20 protein-coding genes are annotated in these 24,953 nt (G+C 69.8%); 10 read left to right on the top strand and 10 right to left on the bottom strand.

The window, feature by feature from the left end:
- Positions 1–43 precede the first annotated feature (43 nt).
- Entirely contained in the window at positions 44–643 is a 600-nt protein-coding gene (locus ACIBG8_RS31140; RefSeq protein ID WP_397346585.1) for a TenA family protein, read from the top strand.
- Positions 644–679: 36 nt separating this feature from the next.
- Positions 680–1,999 carry an ATP-binding protein gene (locus tag ACIBG8_RS31135; RefSeq protein ID WP_397346584.1) on the top strand — a complete coding sequence of 440 codons (1,320 nt, stop codon included), beginning with the start codon at positions 680–682 and terminating at the stop codon, positions 1,997–1,999.
- 58 nt (positions 2,000–2,057) lie between these two features.
- Here ACIBG8_RS31135 and ACIBG8_RS31130 read toward each other — a convergent pair whose 3' ends face one another.
- Genes ACIBG8_RS31130 through ACIBG8_RS31120 form a run of 3 tightly spaced genes read right to left on the bottom strand, consistent with a single transcriptional unit; the run spans position 2,058 to position 4,745 of the window.
- Positions 2,058–2,630 (bottom strand): HAD-IA family hydrolase, encoded by a 573-nt coding sequence (locus ACIBG8_RS31130; protein ID WP_397346582.1) that lies wholly within the window; start codon positions 2,628–2,630, stop codon positions 2,058–2,060.
- A complete protein-coding gene (locus ACIBG8_RS31125; protein WP_397346581.1) occupies positions 2,627–3,235 on the bottom strand; it encodes a response regulator in 609 nt (202 codons plus the stop codon). Before ACIBG8_RS31125 ends, ACIBG8_RS31130 begins: the two co-directional genes overlap by 4 nt.
- Positions 3,236–3,245: 10 nt before the next feature.
- Positions 3,246–4,745: a carboxylesterase/lipase family protein gene (locus tag ACIBG8_RS31120; protein WP_397346580.1), complete on the bottom strand. Its 1,500-nt coding sequence runs from the start codon at positions 4,743–4,745 to the stop codon at positions 3,246–3,248.
- A gap of 119 nt (positions 4,746–4,864) precedes the next feature.
- Between ACIBG8_RS31120 and ACIBG8_RS31115 the strand changes: the two genes are divergently transcribed.
- Both ACIBG8_RS31115 and ACIBG8_RS31110 read left to right on the top strand, forming a co-directional pair.
- Positions 4,865–5,644, top strand: coding sequence for a DUF4253 domain-containing protein (locus tag ACIBG8_RS31115; RefSeq protein WP_397346579.1), 780 nt, complete (start codon positions 4,865–4,867; stop codon positions 5,642–5,644).
- Positions 5,635–7,107 carry an MFS transporter gene (locus ACIBG8_RS31110; RefSeq protein WP_397346578.1) on the top strand — a complete coding sequence of 491 codons (1,473 nt, stop codon included), beginning with the start codon at positions 5,635–5,637 and terminating at the stop codon, positions 7,105–7,107. The genes ACIBG8_RS31115 and ACIBG8_RS31110 overlap by 10 nt, the downstream gene beginning before the upstream one ends.
- Here ACIBG8_RS31110 and ACIBG8_RS31105 read toward each other — a convergent pair.
- Entirely contained in the window at positions 7,079–8,659 is a 1,581-nt protein-coding gene (locus ACIBG8_RS31105; protein WP_397346577.1) for a TROVE domain-containing protein, read from the bottom strand. The genes ACIBG8_RS31110 and ACIBG8_RS31105 overlap by 29 nt on opposite strands.
- Positions 8,660–8,924: 265 nt before the next feature.
- The gene (locus ACIBG8_RS31100; RefSeq protein ID WP_397346576.1) at positions 8,925–10,838 is read right to left on the bottom strand and encodes a Xaa-Pro dipeptidyl-peptidase; all 1,914 of its coding nucleotides are present in this window, start codon (positions 10,836–10,838) and stop codon (positions 8,925–8,927) included.
- A 93-nt stretch (positions 10,839–10,931) separates the two neighbouring features.
- On the opposite strand from ACIBG8_RS31100, the gene ACIBG8_RS31095 reads away from it, so the two are divergent.
- Complete coding sequence (locus ACIBG8_RS31095) at positions 10,932–12,299, top strand: ADP-ribosylglycohydrolase family protein (RefSeq protein ID WP_397346575.1); 1,368 nt, start codon at positions 10,932–10,934, stop codon at positions 12,297–12,299.
- Here ACIBG8_RS31095 and ACIBG8_RS31090 read toward each other — a convergent pair.
- Positions 12,277–12,675 (bottom strand): carboxymuconolactone decarboxylase family protein, encoded by a 399-nt coding sequence (locus tag ACIBG8_RS31090; RefSeq protein ID WP_397346574.1) that lies wholly within the window; start codon positions 12,673–12,675, stop codon positions 12,277–12,279. The genes ACIBG8_RS31095 and ACIBG8_RS31090 overlap by 23 nt on opposite strands.
- Before the next feature lie 733 nt (positions 12,676–13,408).
- Here ACIBG8_RS31090 and ACIBG8_RS31085 point away from each other — a divergent pair.
- Together ACIBG8_RS31085 and ACIBG8_RS31080 are read left to right on the top strand one after the other, a co-directional pair.
- Entirely contained in the window at positions 13,409–14,146 is a 738-nt protein-coding gene (locus tag ACIBG8_RS31085) for a thermonuclease family protein (RefSeq protein WP_397346573.1), read from the top strand.
- A 560-nt stretch (positions 14,147–14,706) separates the two neighbouring features.
- Positions 14,707–16,026, top strand: a complete 1,320-nt coding sequence (locus ACIBG8_RS31080) for a GH1 family beta-glucosidase (RefSeq protein WP_397346572.1) — start codon at positions 14,707–14,709, stop codon at positions 16,024–16,026.
- An 84-nt stretch (positions 16,027–16,110) separates the two neighbouring features.
- Here ACIBG8_RS31080 and ACIBG8_RS31075 read toward each other — a convergent pair whose 3' ends face one another.
- The 3 genes from ACIBG8_RS31075 to ACIBG8_RS31065 form a co-directional block, all read right to left on the bottom strand.
- Entirely contained in the window at positions 16,111–16,788 is a 678-nt protein-coding gene (locus ACIBG8_RS31075) for a class F sortase (RefSeq protein WP_397346571.1), read from the bottom strand.
- Positions 16,781–17,299 (bottom strand): hypothetical protein, encoded by a 519-nt coding sequence (locus ACIBG8_RS31070; RefSeq protein ID WP_397346570.1) that lies wholly within the window; start codon positions 17,297–17,299, stop codon positions 16,781–16,783. Before ACIBG8_RS31070 ends, ACIBG8_RS31075 begins: the two co-directional genes overlap by 8 nt.
- A gap of 133 nt (positions 17,300–17,432) precedes the next feature.
- Positions 17,433–19,733: a glycoside hydrolase family 2 protein gene (locus ACIBG8_RS31065; RefSeq protein ID WP_397346569.1), complete on the bottom strand. Its 2,301-nt coding sequence runs from the start codon at positions 19,731–19,733 to the stop codon at positions 17,433–17,435.
- Between the two features lie 558 nt (positions 19,734–20,291).
- Here ACIBG8_RS31065 and ACIBG8_RS31060 point away from each other — a divergent pair.
- From ACIBG8_RS31060 to ACIBG8_RS31050, 3 genes are all read left to right on the top strand, one after another.
- Positions 20,292–20,864 (top strand): TetR/AcrR family transcriptional regulator, encoded by a 573-nt coding sequence (locus tag ACIBG8_RS31060; protein WP_397346568.1) that lies wholly within the window; start codon positions 20,292–20,294, stop codon positions 20,862–20,864.
- Complete coding sequence (locus ACIBG8_RS31055) at positions 20,857–21,618, top strand: (2Fe-2S)-binding protein (protein WP_397346567.1); 762 nt, start codon at positions 20,857–20,859, stop codon at positions 21,616–21,618. Before ACIBG8_RS31060 ends, ACIBG8_RS31055 begins: the two co-directional genes overlap by 8 nt.
- Before the next feature lie 569 nt (positions 21,619–22,187).
- Positions 22,188–24,044 carry an MFS transporter gene (locus ACIBG8_RS31050; protein WP_397346566.1) on the top strand — a complete coding sequence of 619 codons (1,857 nt, stop codon included), beginning with the start codon at positions 22,188–22,190 and terminating at the stop codon, positions 24,042–24,044.
- A 381-nt stretch (positions 24,045–24,425) separates the two neighbouring features.
- On the opposite strand, the gene ACIBG8_RS31045 is transcribed toward ACIBG8_RS31050, so the two are convergent.
- Positions 24,426–24,950: an AAA family ATPase gene (locus ACIBG8_RS31045; RefSeq protein WP_397346565.1), complete on the bottom strand. Its 525-nt coding sequence runs from the start codon at positions 24,948–24,950 to the stop codon at positions 24,426–24,428.
- Between the last annotated feature and the right edge of the window lie 3 nt (positions 24,951–24,953).

Below are 24,953 nucleotides of genomic sequence, written 5' to 3'. Positions count from 1 at the left end.
ACTCCGGTACGGCCTGGCGCGGGCCGTACCGGAGACTTCTCGTATGACTTTCTCCGAGTGGCTCCGTGAGCAGTGTGAACCCGAGTGGACCGCCGTCGTGACCCACCCCTTCGCGATGGCGATCAACCGGGGTGAGGCCGACATGCGCCACTATCTCGTGCAGGACTTCCAGTTCGTCGACGCCTTCACCGCCCTCCTGGGCGCAGCCGTCGCGAACGCGGACACCTTCGAGGCCCGCGTGCCGTACGGAAAGTTCCTGGGCCAGGTGGCCACCACGGAGGAGAAGACCTACTTCCACCGCGCCATCGAGGAGCTGGGCGCGGAAGAAGAGCCACCCACGCAGGTCACCAGGGACTTCCAGGACCTCATGGCCGAGGTCCGCACGAGCCAGGACTACGGCAAGATCGTCGCCGTCCTGTGCGTCGCCGAGTGGACCTACCTCGGCTGGGCCAGCAGAGCCGAGCATCCCCTGCCGGACAGTTGGGTGCACAGGGAGTGGATCGAGCTGCACGAGGGCCCGGAGTTCCGCGCCTGGGTGGATTTCCTCCGCGGAGAGCTCGACAGGCAAGAGCCGAGGGATGAATTGCTCGAAGTCTTCCGCCGCGCGGTGGAACTCGAGCGCCGGTTCTTCGACGAGGCGTGACCAGCGGTTTGTACGCTACGTGACAGAGTCGTGCGCATGCCTCGTTCCATCAGGGGTCGCATGACGGTCGCGGCCGTGTCGGTGTTCGCCGTGATCCTGCTGATCGGCTCCGTCGCCATCGCGCTCACCGTCCCCGCCTGGGTGCGCGCCCAGCTCACCGACCGCGCCGACCGGGCGAGCCGCCAGGTCACCACGCTGATCGACACCGACCCGATCGTCGGCGCCATCCCGCCGCAGTCCGACGTTCTGCTCCTGCAGGTCGTCGATGACACGGGCGAGGTGGTGGCGGCGAGCGCGGCGCTGCGCGGCCGTCCGCCGATGACGGAGGCGAAGCCGAAGGACGGCGACTCGCGGGTCGCCGTCCGGGTCTGCCCGCCGTACGCGGAGTCGTGCCTGATCGTCGTGGGCACCAGCAACAGGGCGACCGCGTACGGCCCGGCCATGGCGTACGCGGCGGTGCGCGAGAACGCCGTGCTCGACTCGCCCGTCCTGCTGCTCAGCCTGATCGCCGTCTCCCTGGTGCTGCTCGCCCTGGTCGGATGGGGTGCGTGGATCCTGGTCGGCCGGGTCCTCGCCCCGGTGGAGCGCATCAGGTCGGGCCTGGAGCAGATCAGCGCCACCGACCTCAGCGAGCGCATGCCGGTCCCGGACACGGGTGACGAGGTCGCCGAGCTGGCGGTGACCGTCAACGACACGCTGTCGCGCCTGGAGGACGCGGTGGACCGCCACCGCAGGTTCGTCTCCGACGCCTCGCACGAGCTGCGCACCCCGCTCACCGCCATGCTGATCCGCCTGGAGGCGGGCGTCGCGCATCCGGACGAGGACACCGTCAAGGGCGCGCTCGACGACGCCAACCGGCTGTCGGCGATCGTCCAGGATCTGCTGCTGATGGCGCGCCTAGATGCGGGGGTGCGGCCGCCGGACGAGGTGATCGACCTGGGCGAGCTGGTCGCCGAGGAGCTCGACCGGCGCCCGTCACGGCTGCCCGTCGACCTGGAGGCAGAGCCCGGCGTGCGGGTGCTGGGCAACCGGCTCAGGCTGTCGCGGGTGCTCACCAACCTGCTGTCCAACGCCGACAGGTACGGCGAGAGCCGGGTCGGCGTCGCGGTCACCGTGGACGGCGACCGGGCGGTGGTGGAGGTGAGCGACGACGGGCCAGGCATCCCCGAGGACATGCGCGAGCAGATCTTCCAGCGGTTCACCCGCCTGGACAGGGGCCGCTCGCGCGACACCGGCGGCAGCGGCCTCGGCCTGCCGATCGCGCGCGACATCGCCACGGCCCACGACGGCACCCTCCACGTGGCGGACGCCCCGGGCGGCGCCCGGATGATCCTCCGGCTCCCCCTGCACACTTGACCTTGTCCCTGGGGGAGACCACACGCTCGTGGTGACCAGGACGGGGGGACGACGGCCGCTACCCCAGGGCTAGCTCCAGGTCGGAGAGCTGCGTGTAGTGCACGCCCGCCATGCCCAGCGCCCGAGCCGCCTCGACGTTCTCCAGCCGGTCGTCGACGAACAGGCACCGCTCGGGCGCGACCCCGGCCCGCTCGGCCGCGATCAGGTAGATGCGCGGGTCCGGCTTGGCCACGCCGACCAGCGCGCTGCTGACCACGTCGTCGGCGAAATGGGTGAGCCCGAGCAGGTCGAGGTCGTCCTCCAGGTTGCTCATGGCGTTGGTGACCAGCACCACGGGCACCCGCTCCTGCGCCTTGGCCAGCAGCGCCCGCACGTCCTCGTCCACCCGGAAGGGCACCTCGGCGAACTCCCGCGCGACCTCCTCCCCCAGCACCTCGGCGACGGCGGCCATCCAGTCGTCGCGCGAGGTGTGGCCGAGCAGCGCCGGGGTGAAGATGTCCGGCTCGAAGGCGGTCTTCAGGAGGGTGCCGGGCGCGAGGCCGTGCCGTACCTCGATGCCGGCCTGGGCGGAGTGGTCGAAGAGGCGAAGCACGCCGTCGAGGTCGCAGAGCACCGCGTCGTAGGAGGTCACAGCCAGCCATTGTGGCGGGCGAGCCGCGCGGCCTCAATGCGGTTCCTGGTGTGCGTCTTGCCGATCGCCGACGACAGGTAGTTGCGCACGGTGCTCTCGGACAGGTGCAGCCGTCCCGCGATGTCGGCGATCGTCGCGCCGTCGCTGGCGGCGGCGAGCACGTCCCGCTCGCGTTCGGTGAGCGGGCTGGGCCCGCCGCTCAGCGCGGCAGCCGCCAGCGCCGGGTCGAGGACCCGCTCCCCCGCGTGCGCCCGCCTGATCGCCACCGCCAGCTCCTCCACCGGCCCGTCCTTGACCATGAACCCGGCCGCGCCGGACTCCATGGCCCTGCGCAGGTAGCCGGGCCTGGCGAACGTGGTGAGGACGAGCACCGCGCACGACGGCAGCGCCGCGCGGAGCGCGGGCAGGACGTCCAGTCCGGTACGGCCGGGCAGCTCGATGTCGAGCAGCGCGACGTCGGGCCGGTGCTCCAGCGCCGCAGGGAGGATCGCGTCGCCGTCCCGCACCTGGGCGACGATCTCGAGATCCTCCTCGAGGCCGAGGAGCAGGGCGAGCGCGTCGCGCATCATCCCCTGGTCCTCGGCCATCAGCACGCGGATGGTCATGGAAGCAACGCTACTTCCAGAAGGAAAGGCGGTGCTCGGCGGCGTAGTCGATCGGCTTGACCGCCCCGGGGGCCAGCGACAGGGTCCCGCCGGACAGCTGCGGCCAGTACAGCAGGCCGGAGCCGTTGGGGTTCCCGGTGCGGGCGAACCGGGTCCAGTAGCCGATCATCTGGTCGGACAGCTCGCGCTGACCGGCGTCGAGCTGCCCCTTCGGGTCGTCGAAGAGGTAGGACAGGTCTCCGGCGTGGAAGGCGCCCCAGTCGAAGTCCACCTTGTACGGCAGGAACATCGGCGCCTTCCTGTCGGCGAACTCGTACCCGTAGACGGGCACGTGCTGGGCGAGGGTGGTGTTCTGGGCGTGGGTGCCGCGCGCCCACATGCGGTCGGTCAACACCTGCGCCCACGCCAGCTCAGGGGAGGGCTTGGGCGGATACTCCCGCAGGATCCGAGGGGCGTCCTCGCCGAAGGCCGTCCGCAGCGCCGCCGGGTAGTCGAGCTTCACCCCGGGAACCACGTAACTCATCCCCACGAAGATCCTGTGCTCGTCCTTCGTGGCACCGGCCAGCACGGGCACCCGGTGGAACCGTCCGGCCTTCAGCGCCTCCGACGGCAGCGTGGGCAGCACCCCGTTGCCGTAGGCGTACACCTGGAAGGCGTTCATGATCTGCGGCACCGCGAGGATCTTCTTCACCGGCAGCGCACGCAGGCAGGCGAGGTCGGCGCAGCCCAGTTGCTTGCCGTACATCTGACCGACGGCCACGGTGTCGGCCGCGCTGCGCCAGGCGAACGTGGGCAGCGCGGGCACCCCGGGTCCGAGGGCGCCGGCCGGCATGTCCATCATGGTCTCGCCGCTCTGCATGATCGCCCGCTGGAACAGCCCCTTCGAGCCGGGCGAGGTCAGGTGGCCGCCGATGGCGAACGCGCCGAAGGAGACGCCGAAGACGGTGACGTTGGACGGGTCGCCGCCGAACGCCGCCGCGTTGCGCTTCACCCAGCGCAGCGACTCCTGCTGGTCCTGCAGGCCGTACGTGCCCGAGTCCTTGAGGCCCGGGTAGCCGAAGCCGTTGAACACCCCGAGCCGGTAGTTGACCGTCACCAGGACGGCGTCGCCCTGCTTGGCGAGCCTGCGCGCGTCGGACAGGTTGCCCGCGCCGACCGCGCCGTCCCCGTGGAACCACACCATGACCGGGCGTTTCCCCCCGGCCTTGGCGGGGGTGGTGACGTTGAGGAACAGGCAGTCCTCCTCCAGGCTGGCGGTCTTGGCGTACTCCGTGCCGACCTGCGGGCACATCGCGCCCGGCTTGGTGGCGTCGCGCACGCCCTTCCACGAGGGGGTCGCGCGAGGCGACTCCCACCGGCCCGCCGTCGCGTAGCGGATTCCCTGGAACATCCGGACGTCGCGGGAGATCGTTCCGCGCACCTCGCCCCTGTCCGTGGTGACGACGGCACCGGGATCGTCGGCATTGGCGCACCCGCTGAGCAGCAGCGCCAAGGTCACAAGCGTTCTCATGCCTCCACGGTCCCGTCCGGCGGGCCGTACGCAGAAGATTCATCGATCCGGGATCGCCCGGGACAAAAGTCCTGGAGGGACGCTCCGCACTACCATCTCCGAGACGGGAAGGTAGGGTCATGAACGATCACCAGCTGCCACAGGTGCTGTGCCAGCTGTTCGCCGACGGCGGCAGAGGGCGCAGCCTGTTCCTCACGCTGCCCGAGGGCGACGTCGTGCAGTCGGCCTTCTGGATGAGCGACGAGCACGTCACGGGCGAGGAGTGGACCAGGTTCCGCGCCGAGCACCCCAGGTCAGGTCTGTGGCCCGTCCTGCTCGACGAGTCCGCCCAGCCCTGGGAGTCCGGCCACTTCCAGCCCGACGACCCGGCGCTGATCAGCCACTTCACCGCCGAGGGGTTCATGACCGAGGTGTGGCAGGAGTGGGTGGCGCAGGTCCCGGTCGAGGCGCTCGACGAGCTCGACCCGTTCGGTGCGTTCTGCCCCGGTCTGGCCCCGCCCGGCACGTTGCTCGCCGCCCCCGACGCCGTGGCCGACTGGTGCGCGGGCGAGCTGGCCAAGCGCGGCACCCCGCTGGGGCTCGCCGCCGCGACGCGCGGCGCCGACGCGCTCGCGGTCATGGGCTGGCAGGGCGCGTTACACCACAATGAATGGATGGTGCCGCTGGCGGCTGTGGTCCGCAGCTGGGAAGAGAGGTTCGGCGCGCGGGTGGTCGGGATGGGGTTCAACACCCTCGACCTCAGCGTGGCCGGGCCGCCGACGGATCTGGGCCACGCGCTGCACGTCGCGGCCGAGCACTGGGCGTTCTGCCCGGACAACATCGTCCAGGGGGCCGGCGATCTGAAGGGGTACGCCGAGCAGATCGTCGACAGCCACCATTGGTCGTTCTGGTGGGACTGAGGGTGTTCTGGCTGGGCTTCCTGCTGTGTGTCACCGGTGTGGCGCTGCATTTCCCGATGTACCTGATGGCGGCGGACATGGGCTACCACCTGGCCGGGATGCCGATGGACACCCCGATGACCGTCGGGATGGTCCTCATCGTCGCCGGGCTCGCGGTGAGCGGCTACGGGCTGGTCCCGCGCGGGCCTCGAACCAGCCCGGAAGGGGACGTACGGGTGGTCGACGGCACCCGACTGCGGCCCGCGCACCTCGGGCTGATCGCCGTGATGTCGGTCGCGATCGTCATCGACGCGATGAAGCCCATCACGCTCGGGTTCGTGGCGCCGGGCATGGGCAAGGAGTACGGGCTGAAGTCCGCGCTCAACCCCGGCGGCGACCTGCCCGTCGCGCTGCTGCCGCTGGCCGGGCTGACCGGGACGGTGCTGGGCTCGCTGCTGTGGGGGTGGATGGGCGACCGGATCGGGCGCAGGCCGTCCATCCTGTTCGCCGGGGTCGTCTTCGTCGCGACCGCCGTGTGCGGGGCGATGCCGGACTTCGGGTGGAACCTGGTCATGTGCCTGGTCATGGGGCTCGGCGCGGGCGGCATGCTGCCGATCGCGTTCTCGCTGCTGGCCGAGACGATCCCCGGGCGGCACAGGGGCTGGGTGATGGTGCTCATCGGCGGCAACCTGGCCGTGGCGTACCTGGTGGCGAGCTGGCTGTCAGCGGCGCTCGCGCCCACCTACTCCTGGCGCGCCCTCTGGCTGGTGGGCCTGCCGACCGGGGTGCTGCTCATCCTGCTGAACCGGTGGATCCCCGAGTCGCCCCGCTTCCTGCTGGCGCACGGGCGCGACGCCGAGGCCAGGCGGGTTCTGGCGAGGTACGGCGCGGCCCTGGAGAAGGGCGCACCCGCGACCGAGCAGTCCGCCGGGCTGTTCCTGACGGTCGCCGTGGTGACGCTCGGGCTGAGCATCGGGCTCGTGACGTACGGTTTCCAGCTGTGGATCCCGTCGAACCTGCGCAGTCTCGGCCTCGACCAGGTCACCGCCGACCGGGCGCTGCGCGACTCGACGCTGCTCGGGCTGCCGCTGATCTTCATCTCGGCGGCGATGTACGGGCTGTGGAGCGCCAGGAAGACCATCATCACGCTGGCCGCGCTGGTCGGCGCTGCGCTGGCGCTGCTCGCCCTCGCCGGGGAGTCGCTGGCCACGGACAGGACGTGGCTCTACGTGGTGCTGGCAGGGCCGATCGTCGGCACCGCCGCGATCGCCGCCGTCCTGGCCGCCTACAGCTCGGAGATCTACCCGACCCGGGTCCGCTCACGCGGCTCCGGCCTGTCGGCGGGCGTCGGCAAGTTCGGCGGGGTCGCGGTCACCACCGTGCTGGTCGCCGGGGCCGCCGCGCCGTCGATCGGCGCGACGGCCCTGCTCGGCGCCATCTCGCTGGCGGCAGCCGTCACCCTGTTCTGCGTGGTGCCTGCCTGATGTATGCGTTGACGATCATCGGCAGCGACGCGTCGAGACCCGCCACGTTGAGCACGCCCGCGTCCTTCGGGTCGCCGATCGTGTGGCCCATCGGGGTCAGCGACGCGACGACCACGCGGGTGTCCTGGTTGACCTCCCTGCGGTAGGTGGTCAGCGCCTGCGACGGGTGCCTGGTCCCGGCCCACGTCTCGTTGTCGGTGAACACCACGACGCCGTCCACGTCGAGCCGCTCCTTCCGCGCCCAGGTGAACGGCAGCGACAGGTCGGTGCCGCCGCCGGACGGCTGCCACGAGGCGATCTCGCGCAGGCTCGTGCGCCGCGTCACCCGCGACGGGTGGACGATGGTGTCGACGTCGATGAGGTGCACGTTGTCGCCCTCGATCCTGGCGAGCATGACGGCCATGGCGCACGCGACCTCGTAGACCGTGCCCACCGGGACGCCGCCCAGGGTGACCTGGGTGAAGCTCATCGACCCCGAGGAGTCGACGGCGACCAGCAGCCGCCTGCCCGAGGGCTCGACCGTACCGAAGGAGTTCTCGTACGCCTCCTCCAGCGCGTCCATGATCTCCGGCACCGGCTCGCCCGCGGCGTACACGCGCATGGCCAGGAACACGTCCATGGGGTGGACGCGGCCCAGGTCGCCGCGCAGCCGCTCGGCGGCCCTGCGGGTGGCGGGCTTGAGCGGCTTGAGCGTGCCGATGCTCGTCATCCTGGCCAGGTTGCGCAGCAGCGCGTTCGGGCCGATCGTGTCGATCAGCGCCGCCCAGACGCGCGGATCGGTGAGCATGGCGTCGGGCAGGAACTCCCACGGCACGCGCTTCTCGGTGACGAGCCTGACCGCCTGGGCGCGGTGCACGACGGCCTTGGCCGACAGGAACCGGTCGATCGCGGGCAGCGCTCGGCGCGCCTCGTCGTCGGTGACGTTCCCGGCGATCCACCCGAACAGCGCCTTGCGCCGCTCGTCGTCCGGCACCGGGTGCGCGATGCGCAGGGCGTCGCGCAGCGAGAACGTCTCGCCCATGGGGGTACGGCGCTGCATCGCCTTGCACGCCTTGAACGCGACGTCGTCGGCGTCGCCGTACAGGAACCAGGAACCGATCGCGGTGCGCAGGCTGCGGCCGATCGTCGGGGCGATGCCCCGCTCGGTGGGCTTGCCGCCGAGGTTCTTGTAGTAGCCGAAGAACGTCGAGAGGTGGTCGGTCGTGCGGGCCACCCTGGGCAGGGCCAGCTTGGCCGCCTGCCGGGTGTCCGCGTCGCCCTCGGCGTACGCGGCGGCGAGCGCGAACAGGGCGGGCCGGTTCTTCGGGGCGCGGCCGTTGGACGCCTCGGTGAGCAGCGCCACCACGCGCGGGCCGTCCTCGGCCAGCGCGTCGAACAGCACGGTCGCGTTCTTCCTGGTCAGGTCGTCCTGGTCGACGTAGTAGGTGCCGCCGGTGGTGCCCAGGATGAGGAAGTCCTGCAACTGCGTCCACAGATCCTTGGCGTATCCGTACCCGCCTGCGGCGTTCATGATCTGGTCGGGGCGGATGGGCAGGGTCTGTGGGGTGTTCATGGGGTGTGCCTCCTGGATCGGGCCGTCCGAAGGCGCGGATGTGGGGACGCGGACCGGGATCAAGGTGTCCTGGGCCACTAGACGACGGGCCGGCGACGTCGACCCGGCGGGATTCGAACCCGCGTTGCCCGCTTGGAAGGCGGTAACCGATCAGCTTCGACCCGCACCTTCGGACTGATCACCAGCGTAGACACCATTTATCGGCATCTCACCTGATTTATCACGACGAAGGGGTACGGCAAGCGCCGTACCCCTTCGTTGCCCTTTAGAAGAACGTGTTCTCCGGCTCAGGCAGATCGACCTCGGCGGGGCCGATCCACTGGGAACGGTTCTGCGGGACGTCCGCCGTGGTCAGCGGCTCGGTGATGACCAGCGGCACGGTGATCTTGCTGCGCGCCAGGTCGACGGTCACCGCCGCGCCCGTCGCGGTCTCGGCCGAGGTGTAGGTCGCGTCGGTGCCCGCGAGCACCAGCGCCATCCTGTGGCCCTTCTTGAAGACGTAGTCCTGCGGCAGCGTCTTCCACCGCACCTGCGCCGCCGTACCCACGGGCAACGGCGTCCCCTGCGCCAGCGAGTCGCGGTTGGCGACGTCGATCCAGCCCCTGGCGACGATCTCCAGCGGTCTCGTGGCCAGGTTGGTGACGACCTTCCTGTAGCAGGAGTCGTCGGCGGCCGTGCTCTCGCCGTGGCAGTCCTCCTCGGTCAGCAGCGAGATGCCCTGGCCGCGGCGCCAGTCGACGCGAGTGTCCTCGCCGATGTCCACCAGCAGGGCGGTCAGGTTCGAGGTCGGCTTGTCCAGGGTGACCCGCAGGTCGACGACCGGCGTGCCGGACAGGCGCAGGTCCAGCGGCAGCGGGCCGGTGGTGAACGCCGAGCGCCCCGGCGCCGCCGTACCCAGGTCGGCCGTCATCTGCGTCTCGGACAGGCGGGTGTCGGTGAATGTCGCTGTCGTCCCGTGCCTGGCCGGGAGCAGGCCGAGCTGGCCGTCCGCCGACGGGCGCAGCGGCACCGGCAGGGCGAACGGCGCAGGCCAGTCGCGCTGGGTGATCCACTGGGACGGCGTGAGCTGCACGTCGGCGCGGGGCTCCTGCATGATCCCGTTGCGCACGCCGAGGAGCCAGAAGTCGAACCAGCGGTGCAGCGTGTCGACCCACAGGTCGCGCCTGCCCTCGAAGTCGAACGGGTCGACGTGCTGGTACTGCCCGACCCACACCTTGCGCGGCACGCCGCGCTTGGCCAGGGCGTCCCACCAGGTGGAGAAGGTGTCCGGCTTGACGTTCAGGTCGTTGACGGTGTGGACGGCGAAGACGCTGGCCCTGACCTTGGCGGCGTCATAGGCCCTTTCCTCCCAGAACGGCGTGAAGTCTCCGGTCTCGTCGGCGTCCTCCGCGTCCAGCCTCGCCCGTACGGCGGCGCACTTGGCGTCGGGGTCGGTGTCGACGACGTTGCTGAGCCACGAGGCGTAGTTGACGCTGTAGATCATGCCGTTGGAGCGCTGGTACTGGTACCAGGAGCTGATGGCCGAGATCGGGACGATCGTCTCCAGCCCCTTCACGCCGGTCGCGGCGACCGCGTTGGCGAGGGTGCCGTCGTAGGACTTGCCGATCATCGCGGCCTTGCCGGTGGTCCAGTCGGCCTTGACCTCGGTGCCGTCGGCCTTTGTCGCCTTGGCTCTGCCGTTCAGCCAGTCGATGACGGCCTTGCCGCCGATCACGTCGGCTTTGCCGCCGGTGTCGGGGCAGCCGTCGGACCTGGTGGTGCCGATCATGTCGACGTTGAGTACGGCGTAGCCGCGGGGGACGAAGAAGTTGTCGTAGAACAGAGGGAACTTCACCGGGTTGCCGGACGCGTCGTAGACCTTGCGCTCGGCTTCGCTGCCTCGGCCGGAGTTGTCGTAGTACGGGCTCTCGTCGATGATCACCGGGACCTTGAGCCCCGGGCCGGACTCCTTGGGTCTGATGATGTCGACGCGCACGCGGTCGAGGGCGCCGTCGGCGTCGCTGTCGATGGGGGCCTCGACGTAGACGTACTCGCGGATGGCGTCGGCGTAGGAGAAGACGGGCTGGGTGCGGCCGTCTTTGATGGTGATGGCCGGGTCTGCGGCGGCTTGGGCGGGGGTTGCCACTGCGGTCGCGAGGATGAGGGCGACGGCGGTGAGGGCAGGGCGTAATGGTGTCACGCGGGTCCTCCGGGACATATGGGGACAAGCTCCCGCAATGTCTCAGAGCTGGGTGCGGACGATCAACCCTTGGTGGGTTTTATCGTGAAGTTCATGGAATATGGGGACAGGGTGCGGGGATGCTTGCTGGGCGGGGCGATCGGGGACGCGTTGGGGGCGCCGATCGAGTTCTCCTCCTTGAGGGAGATCCGCAAGCACCACGGAGTCACCGGCATTTCCGGATATATCGCCGACTGGCGGGGGAAGACCGGACTTATCACCGACGACACCCAGATGACCCTCTTCACCATAGAAGGCCTCCTCTCCGGGGACTTCACCAGAGAAGGCCCCCTCTCCGGGGACTTCACCACGGAGGGCCCCCTCGTCGGGGATCCCGTCCTTTCCGTACGGCAGGCGTATCTGCGGTGGCTCGACACCCAGGACCACAAGGCGCCCCCACCCGCCGACCAGCCGTGGCGCACCGGGACGTTGCGTCAGGAGGCCTGGCTCTATTCGCGCCGGGCGCCGGGCAACGCCTGCCTGTCCGGCCTGCACCAGCCCTTCCCTGGGCCGGTCGCGATGGGCGCGCCGGGGCCGGTGAACCCGGCGTCCAAGGGGTGCGGCACCGTGATGCGCTCGGCTCCCTTCGGGCTGGTCAGCCGTTCTCCCCGGGAGGCGTTCACGCTGGCTGCGGAGTGCGCGCAGATCACCCACGGGCATCCCACCGGCTACCTGGCGGCGGGCGCGTTCGCCGCCATCGTGCACCAGCTGGTCGCGGGCGCCGACCTGCTGCCCGCCGTACAGGACGCTCTGGACCTCCTGGCCAGCCACCCGGCCCACGAGGAGACCACGGCAGCCCTGTCGGCGGCCCTGTCCGCAGCCTCCCGCACCCACCCGCCAGACAGCCCCCACACGCCCACCACCCCACACCGACCGGTCGACCCGCACACGCCAGAGGGCTCCCGCACGCCGGGCAACCCCCACACACCCACCGACCCACGCACGCCAGACGATCCGCACACGCCCACCGACCTGCGCGCGCCAAACAACCCGCACACGCCAGACGATCCGCACACGCCCACCAACCCACGCACGCCCACCGACCTGCGTATGCCAGACGATCCGCGCACACCAGACCGGCCACCCATGCCTGAGAAGCCGGGCAAACCAAACAGGGTGCCCAGAACCAGTCCAGCCATGGCCGCGCCAGAAGCCGTAGAAGCACTGGGTGGAGCGTGGGTCGCCGAGGAAGCCCTCGCCATCGGCATCTACTGCGCCCTCGCCGAACCCTCCCCAGAACGCGCACTCCTGCTGTCCGTCAACCACTCAGGCGACAGCGACTCCACCGGTTCGGTATGCGGCAACCTCATCGGCGCCTGGCGAGGCGAGTCCGCCCTGCCCTCCATCTGGCTACGCGACCTGGAGGGCAGAGACACGATCACCCGCCTGGCCGACGAGCTCACAGCCCGGCGACCAGATTGAACGCCCCAGTCATCACATTGATCGCAACCACCCCGACCACATCCGCGATCTCCCGCTCGCTGTAACCGAATGACCTGAGCTCATTCATCTGCTCATCCGTGATGCTCGCCGGCTCCGTGTACACCAGATACCCGAACGCCACCATCGCCGCGATCTTGGGATCCGCCGAGGTCCCCTTCTTGGCGAGCGCGATCTCGTCCTCGCTCACCCCGAGCGACCGCGCCGCATCGGCGTGCGCGTTGAGGCACAGGTCGCACCCTTGACGCTCCTGTACGGCCAGCGAGATCCGCTCACTGACGCGCCGATCGAGCTTGGCACGCTTGAGCGCCCGATTGAGCTCCAGATACCCGCCGAGAACCGCAGGGGAGTGCGCCATCCTCGACAGCATCGGGCTCGCACTGCCATGCCTGGCCACGATCCCAGCAAGCAGATCCTTGGACGCGCCCTTGGCGGTCTCGGGGGTGAGAGCTTCTATGCGAGTCATACCCACCCCAACCACATACCGGGAGGGGGTATTCCCACCCCCCCAAGCCCCCACCAAACCCCCGCCACCACCCACCCACACCTCACCCCCCTCTCCCCACCCACACCTCACCACCTCTCCCCGCCCGACACCTCACCACCGCGCCCAGCACTCCACCCCGGTCACCACCCCACCCCATCCCACATCCCCCACCCCACATCCCCCGCCACCCGGTCCCCCAAGCCACCCGCACCGCACCCCCGGAGCCCCCACCTGGCCACCCGCACCGCACGCCCACACCCCAGCCCGGCCGCCTGCACCACACCTCCCGGCCCTAGCCGGGCCGTATCGCACGCCCGCACCGCATCTCCCCGGATATCCCACCCCCACCCATCGCCACTCTCCCCGCCGAGCCTCGTGCCCCTATCTACGCCTCCCCTGCACCGCCCCACCGCCGCCCCCGGTCTCACCGCGCACGCCCCTCCCGCGCCCGCTTCTGCCACCGCCCTCCCCTTCACCTCGCCCACACATCTGCGATCACCCACCGGGGTTCATTGAGGGTGTGTTTCCTGTCCAGATCAGGCCAGGGTGTGCTCCGGCGTCTCCGGCGACGCGTCCCCCAGTGTCAGCAATCACGGGAGGACTCATGCGCATCACCCTTCTCGCCGCAGCCGCCCTGCTCGCCGTACCCCTCACAGCCGCCTCCCCCGCCGGAGCCGCCGCACGCCCGCCCGGTGTGCCCACGAACGCGACGGGAGTGCGGATAGCCAGGATCGTGAACGGCGACACCCTCGACGTCACCACCAGCAAGGGCGAGAAGCTACGCGTCATGCTCCTGGAGTCGGACACCCCGGAACCCGGCAAATGCTGGGGCGGCGCAGCAACCCGCCGCACAGCCACGCTCCTCCCGGTCGGCAAGGTCGCCTATGTCCTCAAAGACAAGTCCCCCAAGGACGGCTACGGCCGATGGCTGTTCTACGTCTGGAACGCCAAGGGCGTACACGTCAACCGCACCCTCATCAGGAACGGCCTCGCCAAGGCAGTGCTCATCAAGCCCAACGACCTGTACATCAAGGCGATGCGCGCCGAGGAGTCCAAAGCCAGGCAGGAGAAGCTGGGCATCTGGTCAGGCAGCTGCGACAAGTCCCCCCAACCAACCCCCACACCCACCCCGACGGTCAAACCCACCGTGAAGCCGACCGTCAAGCCCACGGTGAAGCCCACCCCATCGCCCTCGCCCTCCTCCTCGGACAAGACAGACCCCAGGTACCCGACCTGCGCCGAAGCCAACGCCCACGGCTACGGCCCGTACCGCAGGGGCGTGGACCCCGAATACGCCTGGTACCAGGACCGCGACGGCGACGGCCTCGTCTGCGAACGCTAGGACAACCCCGCTCCCAGACCCCGCCCCGCACGACCGGGCGCCCTAAAGCCACGTGCCCGCCCCGCACGGCCAGGCACCCCCCACCCCGCACGACCAGGCACCCCCACCCCGCACGACCAGGCACCCTGAGCCACGCGCCGCGCCGCGTGGCCGGGCGCTTTGAGACACATGCCCGCGCCGCACGGCGGGGCGCCCTGAGCTACGCGCCTGCGCCGCGTGACCGAGGCCCAGAGACACGCGCCCGCGCCCCATAGTCGGGCGCCTTGCGACACGCGCCGCGTGGGCCACCAAACCCCTTCACCGCCACGCCCCCGCCAAGACCCCCTGCCAGCGACCGCGTCAGCAGGCCGTCACGACCTCTCGTCCGTCCGACGCTCCCTACTAGGTGCGACTGATCACCTGACGCTCCCGAAGCACGGGTCCACCGCTGGGTTCGCCGTGGTTCGTACAACACTGGATTCTCAGCCCAAGGCTCCTTGTGCCGGGCGAACCGGTGCAAATACGCTTTGCCAGCGTGGAGGCCTTTGGGAGCGCTCCCAATAGTGAAGGGATTCGTCGGAATGAATTTTCTCTGGGGGGCCGCCACCTCGAGCTACCAGATCGAAGGAGCCGCCACCGCCGACGGCAGGACCCCCTCCATCTGGGACACCTTCAGCCGCACCCCAGGCAAGGTGAAAAACGGCGAGACCGGCGACGTCGCCTGCGACCACTACCACCGCTACCCCGACGACATCCGCCTGATGTCCGAGCTCGGCCTCCGCGCCTACCGCTTCTCCGTAGCCTGGCCCCGCATCGTCCCCGAGCCGGGCACCGTCAACCCCAAGGGCCTCGACTTCTACAGCCACCTGGTCGACACCCTGCTGGAACGTGACATCACCCCCTGGCCCACCCTCTACCACTGGGACCTCCCCCAATACCTGGAGGACGCAGGAGGCTGGCCCAACAGGGACACCGCGTACCGCTTCGCCGAGTACGCCGCCCTCGTGCACGACAGGCTCAGCGACCGCGTCACCAACTGGACGACGCTCAACGAGCCGTGGTGCTCCTCCCTCCTGGGGTACGCAGCAGGGGAACACGCACCGGGACGCACCGAGCCAGGCAAGGCCATCGAGGCGGTCCACCACCTGCTGCTCGGGCACGGCCTCGCCGTACAGAACCTGTCGGGCAAGGTCGGGATCACCCTGAACATGACCCACGTGACCCCGGCCACCGGCTCCCCCGAGGACGCGGACGCCGCGCGGCGCATCGACGGCCTCCAGAACCGGCTGTTCATCGACCCGGTGCTGCTCGGCTCCTACCCCGAGGACGTCGTCAAGGATCTGGCCCACCTGAGCGACTTCGGGCACGTCCGGGAGGGTGACCTGGACACGATCTCCCTGCCGATCGACATGCTGGGCATCAACTACTACTCCCCCGCCCTGGTCGCCGCGGGGAATGAATCCGGCGGACTCACCCCGTGGATCGGCGCGGAGGACGTGCGCTGGGTGGACGGCGGCCGGGCGCGGACCACGATGAACTGGGAGATCGACGAGCAGGGGCTGCTCGACCTGCTGCGGCGGATCCAGAAGGACTATCCGGCCGTGGATCTGTACATCACCGAGAACGGGGCCGCCTTCGCCGACGAGGTGAGCGCGGACGGCGGCGTGCACGACGCCGGGCGGGTCGACTACCTGTCGCGCCACATCGAGGCGTGTGCGGAGGCGGTGCGGGACGGGGTGCAGCTCAAGGGGTATTTCGCCTGGTCGTTGCTGGACAACTTCGAGTGGGCGCACGGGTACGGCCAGCGGTTCGGGATCGTGCACGTGGACTTCGAGACGCAGAAGCGCACCCCCAAGGACAGCGCCCTCTGGTACGCCTCACGCATCAAGCGCCCCCTGTGACCTCATGCCCGGACCAGGCCGGGGCAGGCTTCACCCGAGCTGCGTGAAGCAGTTCCCCGCTCGGAGATGAGGAATGACCTGGCCTCAGGTCATTCCGTCAGCACCGGGTGGGCCGAGGGCGCGTTTGGGGGCGGCCAGGTCGGTGACGCGGTAGGTCGCGACCTGCTCGCCGTACACGATGAGATTGTCCTCGTAGGAGTGCTTCGCCCGGTCGAAGCGCCCACCGCACGTCACCAGCCTGATCCCCGGCTTGGCAGCGTCCCCGAAGACCTTGCGCACCGGGAAGTCGCTCTTGCCCACCTGCTCCACCGCCGTGGCCCGGAACACGACCACCCGGTCGTCCGACCGCACGACCGCGACCGTGTCCCCCTTCTTCACCGCGCTGAGGCGGGCGAAGACGGCGGGTCCTGTCTTGGTGTCGAGGTGCCCGACGAGTACGGCGGAGCCGTCCTCACCCGGGGCCGGACCTGTCCTGTCCCAGCCGACGACCGTGGGCTCGGCGAGCGGCGGGGCGCTGAGCTTGCCGCCCTTTTCTGTGGAGATCGACACGACGGGCGCGTCGACGCCCGCCCTGGGCACGACGACGCGCAGGGGTCTGGCGGACCCCTCGATGGAATGCACGGGTTTGGGCCAGCCCGCGGCTTTGACGGTCGTCGGAACGGCGATCCTGGTCGGCGTCCCTTCGACCTTGCACCCGCTCACCCCGCCCACCAGCAACAGGGCCACGACGGCGAACCGCAGTGGCCCGGGGCGGTCAGCCACGCAGGTGGGTGCGTCGCCTGACCACGACGGCCCCGGCGGCGAGCGCGCCGACGAGGGCCACTCCGCCCAGCCCCCAGACCCACGGCGACGTGCCCTCTGACGCGGCGACCGCCGCGCGTTCCGCCTGGGTCAGCGCGAGGCCGCCCCCGCCGGTGTCCGGACCCCAGCCGCCGACCACCAGGAACGTCCCCGACAGCGCGTCGGCCTCGTCGTCGCAGCTCACGTCCACGTCGTACGAGCCCGGGTCGGCGTCCCACGAGATGTCCGCGTCGCCGATCCACCGGTTGCCGTCGGGCTCCAGGTCGACCGGCTCGTCGAAGGCGTCGGACGTGGCGACCATGTCGTCGGCCTTCGGGCAGCCGCTCGTGGTGAGTTGCACGGAATCACCCGGTTCCACGCGGTAGGGCGACACCTTCACGTCGTCGGAGCCCGCCAGCACCGGCCCCGCCGTACCCGCCATCAGGACCACAGCCGCTCCGGCCACCGCGCCGACGCGCCACAGATACCCCATCGTGCCTCCCCAAGTGCTCTGTGCGGCTTCTTACCCGGCAACACCCGTCACACCAGCACCAGAAATGGCAAAGCTTTTCAGGCGACCGGCTCGCACCAAAGCCTCAACGAGGCACTCAGCAGTCAGCCGTAGGTCACTCGTTGACGCATCTCAGCACCGGATGGCTGGTCAGCAATCCGGGGTCGAGGTCGGCCCGAGTCGAGATGTGGAAGGTGACGCTCTGCCCGGGGAGCAGCGTGACCAGCTGGTCGTCGACCCTCGCCGCCGGGTCGAGCCGGTCGGGAAAGACGGCCAGCTCGCGCACCACGGTGTGTGCGGTCACGTGCAGCAGGACCCCGTCGTTCACGCGTTCAACGACGGTGTCGTAGGAGGCCCGAGGCAAGGTGCTCTCGTCCTGGACGCGCAACGCGGGGGCGGCGCCGTACGCGCTGACCGAGAGCAATTCACCCTCCGACGGCAACGGAAGACGGGTCACGCCGCGCGGAGGAACGGAGAGGCCGAGGGAATCTTTCGCGAGCACCTCACCCGTGGACGTCATCGCGACCACCGCCACCTCGCCACTCCAGACCTCATCGGTGTCGTTGACCGCGGCCAATTCATCCCCCTGGAAAGTCAGAAGCCGAGGCGCGTAAGCGCGGCGCAGGCCGTACCAGAGGGGTTTCTTCCTGCCGTCACCATCCACGGCCGCCCACGACGTCACCGGCCAGCAGTCGTTGAGCTGCCAGACGATCGTCCCCATGCAGTACGGCCCGAGCGCACGGAACCGCTCGATCCCGTACGCCATGGCACGCGCCTGGTTGAGCTGGGTGCGGTAATGCCAGTCGTCGAACGTGTCCGGGCTCGGCAGATGCCCGGCGAGGCCGTTGATCAGCTTCGCCTGGCCGTCCACCGCCTTCTGGTGGGAGGAGTCGGGGGTCAACGGCTCGTCGGACGAGGCCCGGCGCAGGGTCGCGTACGCCGGAGGCCCCTGGAAGCCGAACTCGGCGACGAAACGCGGCGAGTAGGTGTCGTAGAACGTGTAGTCGTGGGTGTTCCACACCGTCCAGATGTGAATGGTGCCGCGCGCCGGGTCGAGCGGGTCGGCATCCGGAGAGCCGGAATAGGGGCTTCCCGGCCAGTATGGGCGGCTGGGGTCGAGTTCGGCGACGATCCTCGGTAGTAGGTCGAAGTAGAAACCCGCGCCCCAACTACGATCCTGCAGCTCATCGCGCCAGCCCCAGTGCCGTTCGCCCTCGATGTTCTCGTTGTTGCCGCACCACAGCACCAGCGACGGGTGGCTCATCAGCCTGGCCACGTTCTCTCTGGCCTCGGCCTCCACCTCGCTCGCGAACGGTTCCTCCTCGGGATAGGCGGCGCAGGCGAACGGGAAGTCCTGCCAGACGAGCAGGCCGAGTTCATCGGCGAGTTCGTAGAAGTCCGCCGACTCGTACAGCCCACCTCCCCACACGCGTAGGAGGTTCGCCCCAGCGTCGATCGCCTGGCCGAAGCGCTCGGCGAGGTCGTCGCGGGTGATCCGGGCGGGGAAGCAGTCGTCGGGGATCCAGTTGAAGCCCTTGGCGAACACCTTCCGCCCGTTGATCACCAGCGCGAAGGCGTCCCGCTCCAGCTCCACGCTGCGGAAACCGATGCGCTTCGACCAGGTGGACGCGCCCGCGCGCACGGTCAGCTCGTAGAGCGGCTGCTCGCCGTACCCGCGTGGCCACCACAGCTCGGGCGACGGCACGTCGAGGGTGATCACGCCCTCGCAGGCGCCCGGCGCCAGCCGTACAGCTCCGGAAATCCCGGCGACCTCGGCGGTGACCAGCACCGGGAGCTGCGACGCGCGCTCGACGCGCACGCACACGTCCACGCGGCCGTTCGACGACACCAGCGGGCGCACCTCGGCCAGCCGCGCGCCGCTCCACGCGTCGAGCCCGATCGGCCGCCAGATGCCGGAGGTGACCAGCGTCGGGCCCCAGTCCCAGCCGAAGTTACAGGCCATTTTCCTGATGAAGTTGTACGGTTCCACATACGCGCCGGGCCGTAGACCGAGCGCGGCCTTCTGCGCCTCCGCATAGTAGTAGGGCGAGGCGAAGACGACGGTCAGGGCGTTGTCGCCCTCGCGCAGCAGTTCCCGCACCTCGAAGCGGTACGAACGGTGCATGTTGGCCGTCTCGCCGACCCTGACGCCGTTGACGAGGACGGTCGCCACGGTGTCCAAACCCTCACACACCAGGTCGACCCGGTCGTGGCCGTCGTCGGTCCAGGTGAAGGTGGTGTCGTAGCGCCATTCCTGGCGGCCGATCCACGCCAGGCGTTGCTCGTTGTCGTCGAGGTAGGGGTCGTCGATCAGGCCGGCGGCCAGCAGATCGGTGTGCACGCAACCCGGCACGGAGGCGGGGACCGGGGGGTGATCTGCGGCCGAGAGGGTCCAGCCGGCATGCAGGGGGCGCAAGTCTTCTCCTCAGCTATGACAACGATGTCAGAGCCTATCCGAGAGGGCCGTAACGATCTCCTCCGGAGGACCAGTCCTTTCGGTACGGCGAGCGACCCTTCTCCCGTCACGAGCACCTCCCTCCCCGGTGCGCCACCGCCCACTGGGTCCATCGGCGATAGGTAACCGGGCGAGTGAGGGAATGTGGGCGGGCGGGCCACGAGAGAGAGACCGCACAGGCCCACGGGCGGCGCACGGGCGGACGGCACACCGGGGGCGGCGCGAGCGGAGCGGAGCGGGGCGGGGCGGGGCGGGGCGGGGCGGGGCGCGGTGCAGCGACTGGTCGGTGCAGCGGACCAACACGCTCAGCGGAAGCGCTCGTGCGAGACCCCACATGCGAGACCGCGAGGGAAAGGGCGAGGTCGCGGGCGGGACGTGGGCGTGTGGGAGATCGCGTGGCATGATCGCCCACCTTCGCCCACCTTCGCCCACCTTCGTCCGCTCTTGCCCGCGCGACGTGGTGCGTGGGCGGGGTGTCCGGTCGGATTGTCGGGCAGGGGGGTCGGATAGGCTCGCGGGGTGGTGACGACTCGTCGGGCTGACGCGGAGCGGAACATCGCCGCGATCATCGCGGCGGGAACGCGCCTGCTCAGCGCCGATCCCAACGCCAGCGTCGCGGAGATCGCCAAGGCCGCCGGGGTGGGCAGAGTGACCCTTTACGGGCATTTCGCCACCCGGGAAGCGCTCGTCGACGCGGTGATGGACCACGCGATCGAGGTGACGCTGCCGCTGATCGAGAACCCCGCCCTGGAGGAGATGCCAGCCCCCGAGGCGATGGCCACACTTATCGCGACATCGTGGGAAATCCTGGCCCGCCACAGCAGCCTGTTCCTCGCGGCATCACAGACCATGCCCATGGAACGCATCCGGCGCCACCACGAACGCCCCCTGCTCACCGTCGAGCGCTTGATCGCACGCGGGCGGGACGACGGGGATTTCCGTACAGACCTGCCGTTGTCCTGGCTTGTCAGCACGTTCTTCGGGGTGTTGCACAGCGCGGCGCAGGAGGTGGAGGCGGGGCGGCTGGAGCGGTCGTCCGCCGAGTCCGTGCTGAGCAAGACGATTCTCCCCCTACTCTCCTATGGTGCATAGTTTCTTCGCCAAGCTCGCCTCCTATGGAGAGCGGTACGAGGTCACCGAGCTCCCCTCGCCCACGGACGACGAGTGGATCGGGTGTGATCGGCTGCTCGACCCGTGGTCGCCGGAGATGGAGCGGGTGCTGGAGGCCGAGCGGGTGGCCAGCGGCCAGGTGTCCGACCATGCGACGGCGCTGACGGTGATGGCGGTCTATGCAGGTACGGTCACCGCATCCGCCCTGCTCGCGTGGGCCCTGGAGGGCAAGGTCGTCGACGTGCGACCGGCGAACACCGCCATCAGACTGTCGGCGCATCACGGCTTCGAGGCCGTGGGGTTGCGCTCTTTGTCGGTGGTGGAGGGGTCTGTAGAGACTGCGGTGTCGTGGGTGCTGACCGAGCATTTGCTGCCGCTGGCGCAGGCTATGAGGGTACGCACCAGGGCGGGGTTGCGGCAGTTGCACGGCGGGGTGGCCTTCGGCTGCGCGGCGGCGTTCTGCGCGGCCGGGCGGCGGGGGGCGCCGCTGGATCGACTGGAGGCGGCGTACAAGGAGTTCATGGCGGTGGCGCCTGGCGGGCTCGACCGGCTCGGCGAGGTGGTGCGCCTCGCGGAGGGCGAGCGCGAGGGGCTGTTCTACCTGCGTAACACGTGTTGTTTGTATTACACGTCTGCGGAGGCGGTGAAGTGCGCGAGCTGCTGCCTGGACAGCGTCGACGCCCGCCTCACCGCCTACCGCCGCACCCTGACCACCCCACCTGTAGCCCACCACTGACGTCGCAGGCCTTCTTACTACCGACACTAGTAGCTACCTAGCCACCGCACAGTCCCGACCGATCAGGCTTCGCCACACGGGCGCCCGCCGTAGGCAAGAACACACCACACGCCCGGCGCGGGCGCGAGGCACGCGGCGCCGCAAGCGCGGCTCGTACGGCATAGCACGCCAAACACCCACACGACGGCGCCGGGCGAGCACAGGGCGCAGGGCGCGGCGCAGGACGCGGGGGTGGCGGGGGGGCGTGGCGCGTGGCGCGGCGCGCGGGGCGGCGCGGGGTGCGGGGCGGCGCGGCACGGGGCGGCGCGGCACGGGGCGGCGCGACGCGCGGGGCGGGGGTCGAGCGCAGGGCAAGGCGCGGAGCGGGGCGTGGGTGCGGGGCGGGGCGTGGGTGCGGGGCGTGGGTGCGGGGCGGGGCGTGGGTGCGGGGCGGGGCGTGGGTGTGGCTATGACTTTCGCGTTGCCCAGGGGCGGTATACCCCTTTGTGGTATTTGGGCTGGGGGTCGACACAGGGTGGGACTTCGTGGTTCCATAACTCGAACATCAGTGTACGAGTTAGGGAGTGATCGTGAAACATCGTGGAGTGCTGGCGCTGCTTGCGTTGGCGCAGTTCATGTTGATCGTCGACATCACCGTTGTGCAGGTTGCGCTGCCTGCGATCGGTGTCGACCTCGCGCTCGACCGCACGTCGCTCACCTGGGTGGTCACCACCTACACGCTGTGTTTCGGCGGGTTGATGGTGTTCGGTGGGCGGCTGGTGGATGTGTTCGGGAGTCGACGGGTCCTCACCGTCGGGCTGGCGGTGTTCACAGTCGCGTCCCTGGTTTGTGGGGTCGCGGCGAGCGCTTCGGTGCTCATCGCTGGGCGTGCGCTTCAGGGTGTCGGTGCTGCGTTGCTCTCACCTGCGGCGTTGGCGACCATCACCAGCCTCTTCCACGGCCGGGACCGTACCCGGGCGCTGGGTGTCTGGGCGGCGATCGGCGGCACGGGGGCGGCGCTTGGTGTGCTGATCGGTGGGTTGTTGACGGCTGGGCCGGGGTGGAGCTGGATCTTCTTCGTCAACGTTCCTGTCGGGGTGGCTGTCCTGCTGTCCCTTCCCCGTCTTCTTCCGTACGGCCCAGCCAGTACGGCACGCACCGCGCTCGTCGGCCACGCGTCGCCCCACGAGCATGAGGTCGGCGCCGCCCAGGGCAGCCACGATGCGAAGGATGACTCGGTCCACGGTCTCGGCGCTGCCCACGCGGCGGGTGGTGGGCACGGCACCGGTGGCGGTCATGGTGCGGGGGGTGACTTGGCGCACGGTCATGGGGGCGAGCATCACGCGTCGCCTCATGAGGTTGTCGACGCTCTTGGGGTGAGTGGTGGTCCCGGGGCCGGTGACGGGCATGGCGCGGTGGGTCGCTTGGCACATGGTCACGCGGACGGTGGCGAACGGGTCGCGGTGGGTGGCTCGGCGCGCGGTCACAGGGACGGTGGCGAGCGGGTCGCGGTGGAAGGCTCCTCGCGCGGTCACGGAGACGGTGGCGAGGGCGAGGCAGTGGATGGCTCGGCGCATGGTCACGGGGACCGTGGTGGGCGGGGGCGTGTGGGGTGGCGGGGGTTGGATGTGCCTGGGGCCGTGGCGGTTACGGCGGCTACTGCGTTGCTCATCTACGGGCTGGTGGCCGCCGGGGATGTCGGGTGGGGGGATCTGGTCACGCTGGCCACGCTTGGCGGTGCCGTACTGCTTTATGGGGGGTTCTTTCTCATCGAGCGGGGGGCCAGTGCTCCGTTGATGCGGGCTTCGACGATGGTGCGGCGGCCGGTGTTGTCGGGGGCGTTTGTCATGTTGCTGGCTACTGGGCTGCTGTTGGGGCTGTTCTTTACCAGTTCGCTCTATCTTCAGCATGTTCTGCGGTTCACGGCGTTGGAGACTGGGCTGCTGTTTCTGCCTGTGGCGGTTGCGATCACGGTGGGGGCGCAGGTCGGTGGGATGTTGATCGGGCGGGTTGGTGGGCGGCCTGTGGTGGTGGGGGCGTTCTTGCTGGTGGCGGCGGGGGCGGCGTTGATGACGGGGATCTCGGTGGGGGGCAACGCCTACGTCTCGTTGCTGCCTGGGTTCGTGTTGGCGGCTTTTGGAGTTGGGCCTGCGTTTGTTGCGGCGACCACTACGACGATGGCCAATGTTCCGGCTGCGGAGGCGGGGGTGGCTTCAGGGGTCGTGAATACCTTCCATGAGCTGGGTGGGTCTGTCGGGGTTGCGGTTGTTTCGACTGTCGCGGCTGCGAGTCTTGTTCCTGGGGTGGTGGGGGTTGGGGGGTTCATTTCTGCGCTGACTGCTTGTGCTGTGGCGGCGGGGGTTGCTGCGGTGGTGGCGGTGGTGTTGGTTCCGGGGGGAAAGCCTGCTGGGGGCTTTGTTGGGCACGGGCATGGGCACGGGCACTGACTGCGGGGCCTGCTGAGGCGTGGCGTGGCTGGGGGTCGTGGGGTGGGCGCCGGGCCGCGCCGTACCTCGTCCCGCCGACGCGGCGCCTCGGGAGGGCCGGGGAAGGTGAAGAGGCCGGGGGGCCGGAGGCGCAGGCGCGAGAGAGGGGGAGGTGGACCCAGAGGGTGAGGCTCTTGTGATGCGGGGCGAGCGGAGATGGCGGGAGTGCGGGCCGGGAGGAGAGGCCCGGGGTGCGGGCCGAGCGAAGAGACGGGCCTCACGGGGAGGGCCGGGATGTGCGGACCGGAAAGAGATCCAGGGTGCGGGCGAGCGAGAGGTCCGGCAGGCAAGAGAGGTCAGGGGGGTGAGGGCGGGGTGGAGAGGTCCGGGAGGTAAGAGGGGTTAGGGGGTGAGGTGGTTGGTGATTTGGGTGGTGCGGGCCGTGATCGGGGCGGCTGGGATGTCGATCAAGGTGTACCCGAACGCCCGGTAACTCTCCTCGTGGATGCGCTCGAACACCAACGACTCCTCGAAGCTGATCCGCCGAGCCGCACTGGGCTCCACAAATCCCAAATTACGCACGAAAAACACTTCCTTCTCGTACAAACCCTCCACCCGATCCAGCTCCAAAGCCAACGCCCGAGAAACCGGAAACCCCAGGTAAACAGCCAACGCATATGTACAAACCGGCGACCGGTCGTACACCTGCACCTCCCCAGAAGCCGCCTCCTGCCGAGCCCGCTGCAAAGCCACGATCTCGTCAATGAACGAAGCCTCAGCCCAAGGCTCCGCCGTCCCCCGAGACTGAGCGCACGCGATCACGGACGTCGCAGCCTCGGGAACGGTCGTGTACCCCATCTCACCGAGCCGGGAAAGCAACGACGTCTTCCCCGCCCCCGGCGCCCCTGTCAGGATAAATCGCTTCATAGC

The sequence above is a fragment of the Nonomuraea sp. NPDC050556 genome, from assembly GCF_044457355.1.
GTDB lineage: Bacteria > Actinomycetota > Actinomycetes > Streptosporangiales > Streptosporangiaceae > Nonomuraea.
This window is presented reverse-complemented; position numbering and strand designations above follow the sequence as displayed.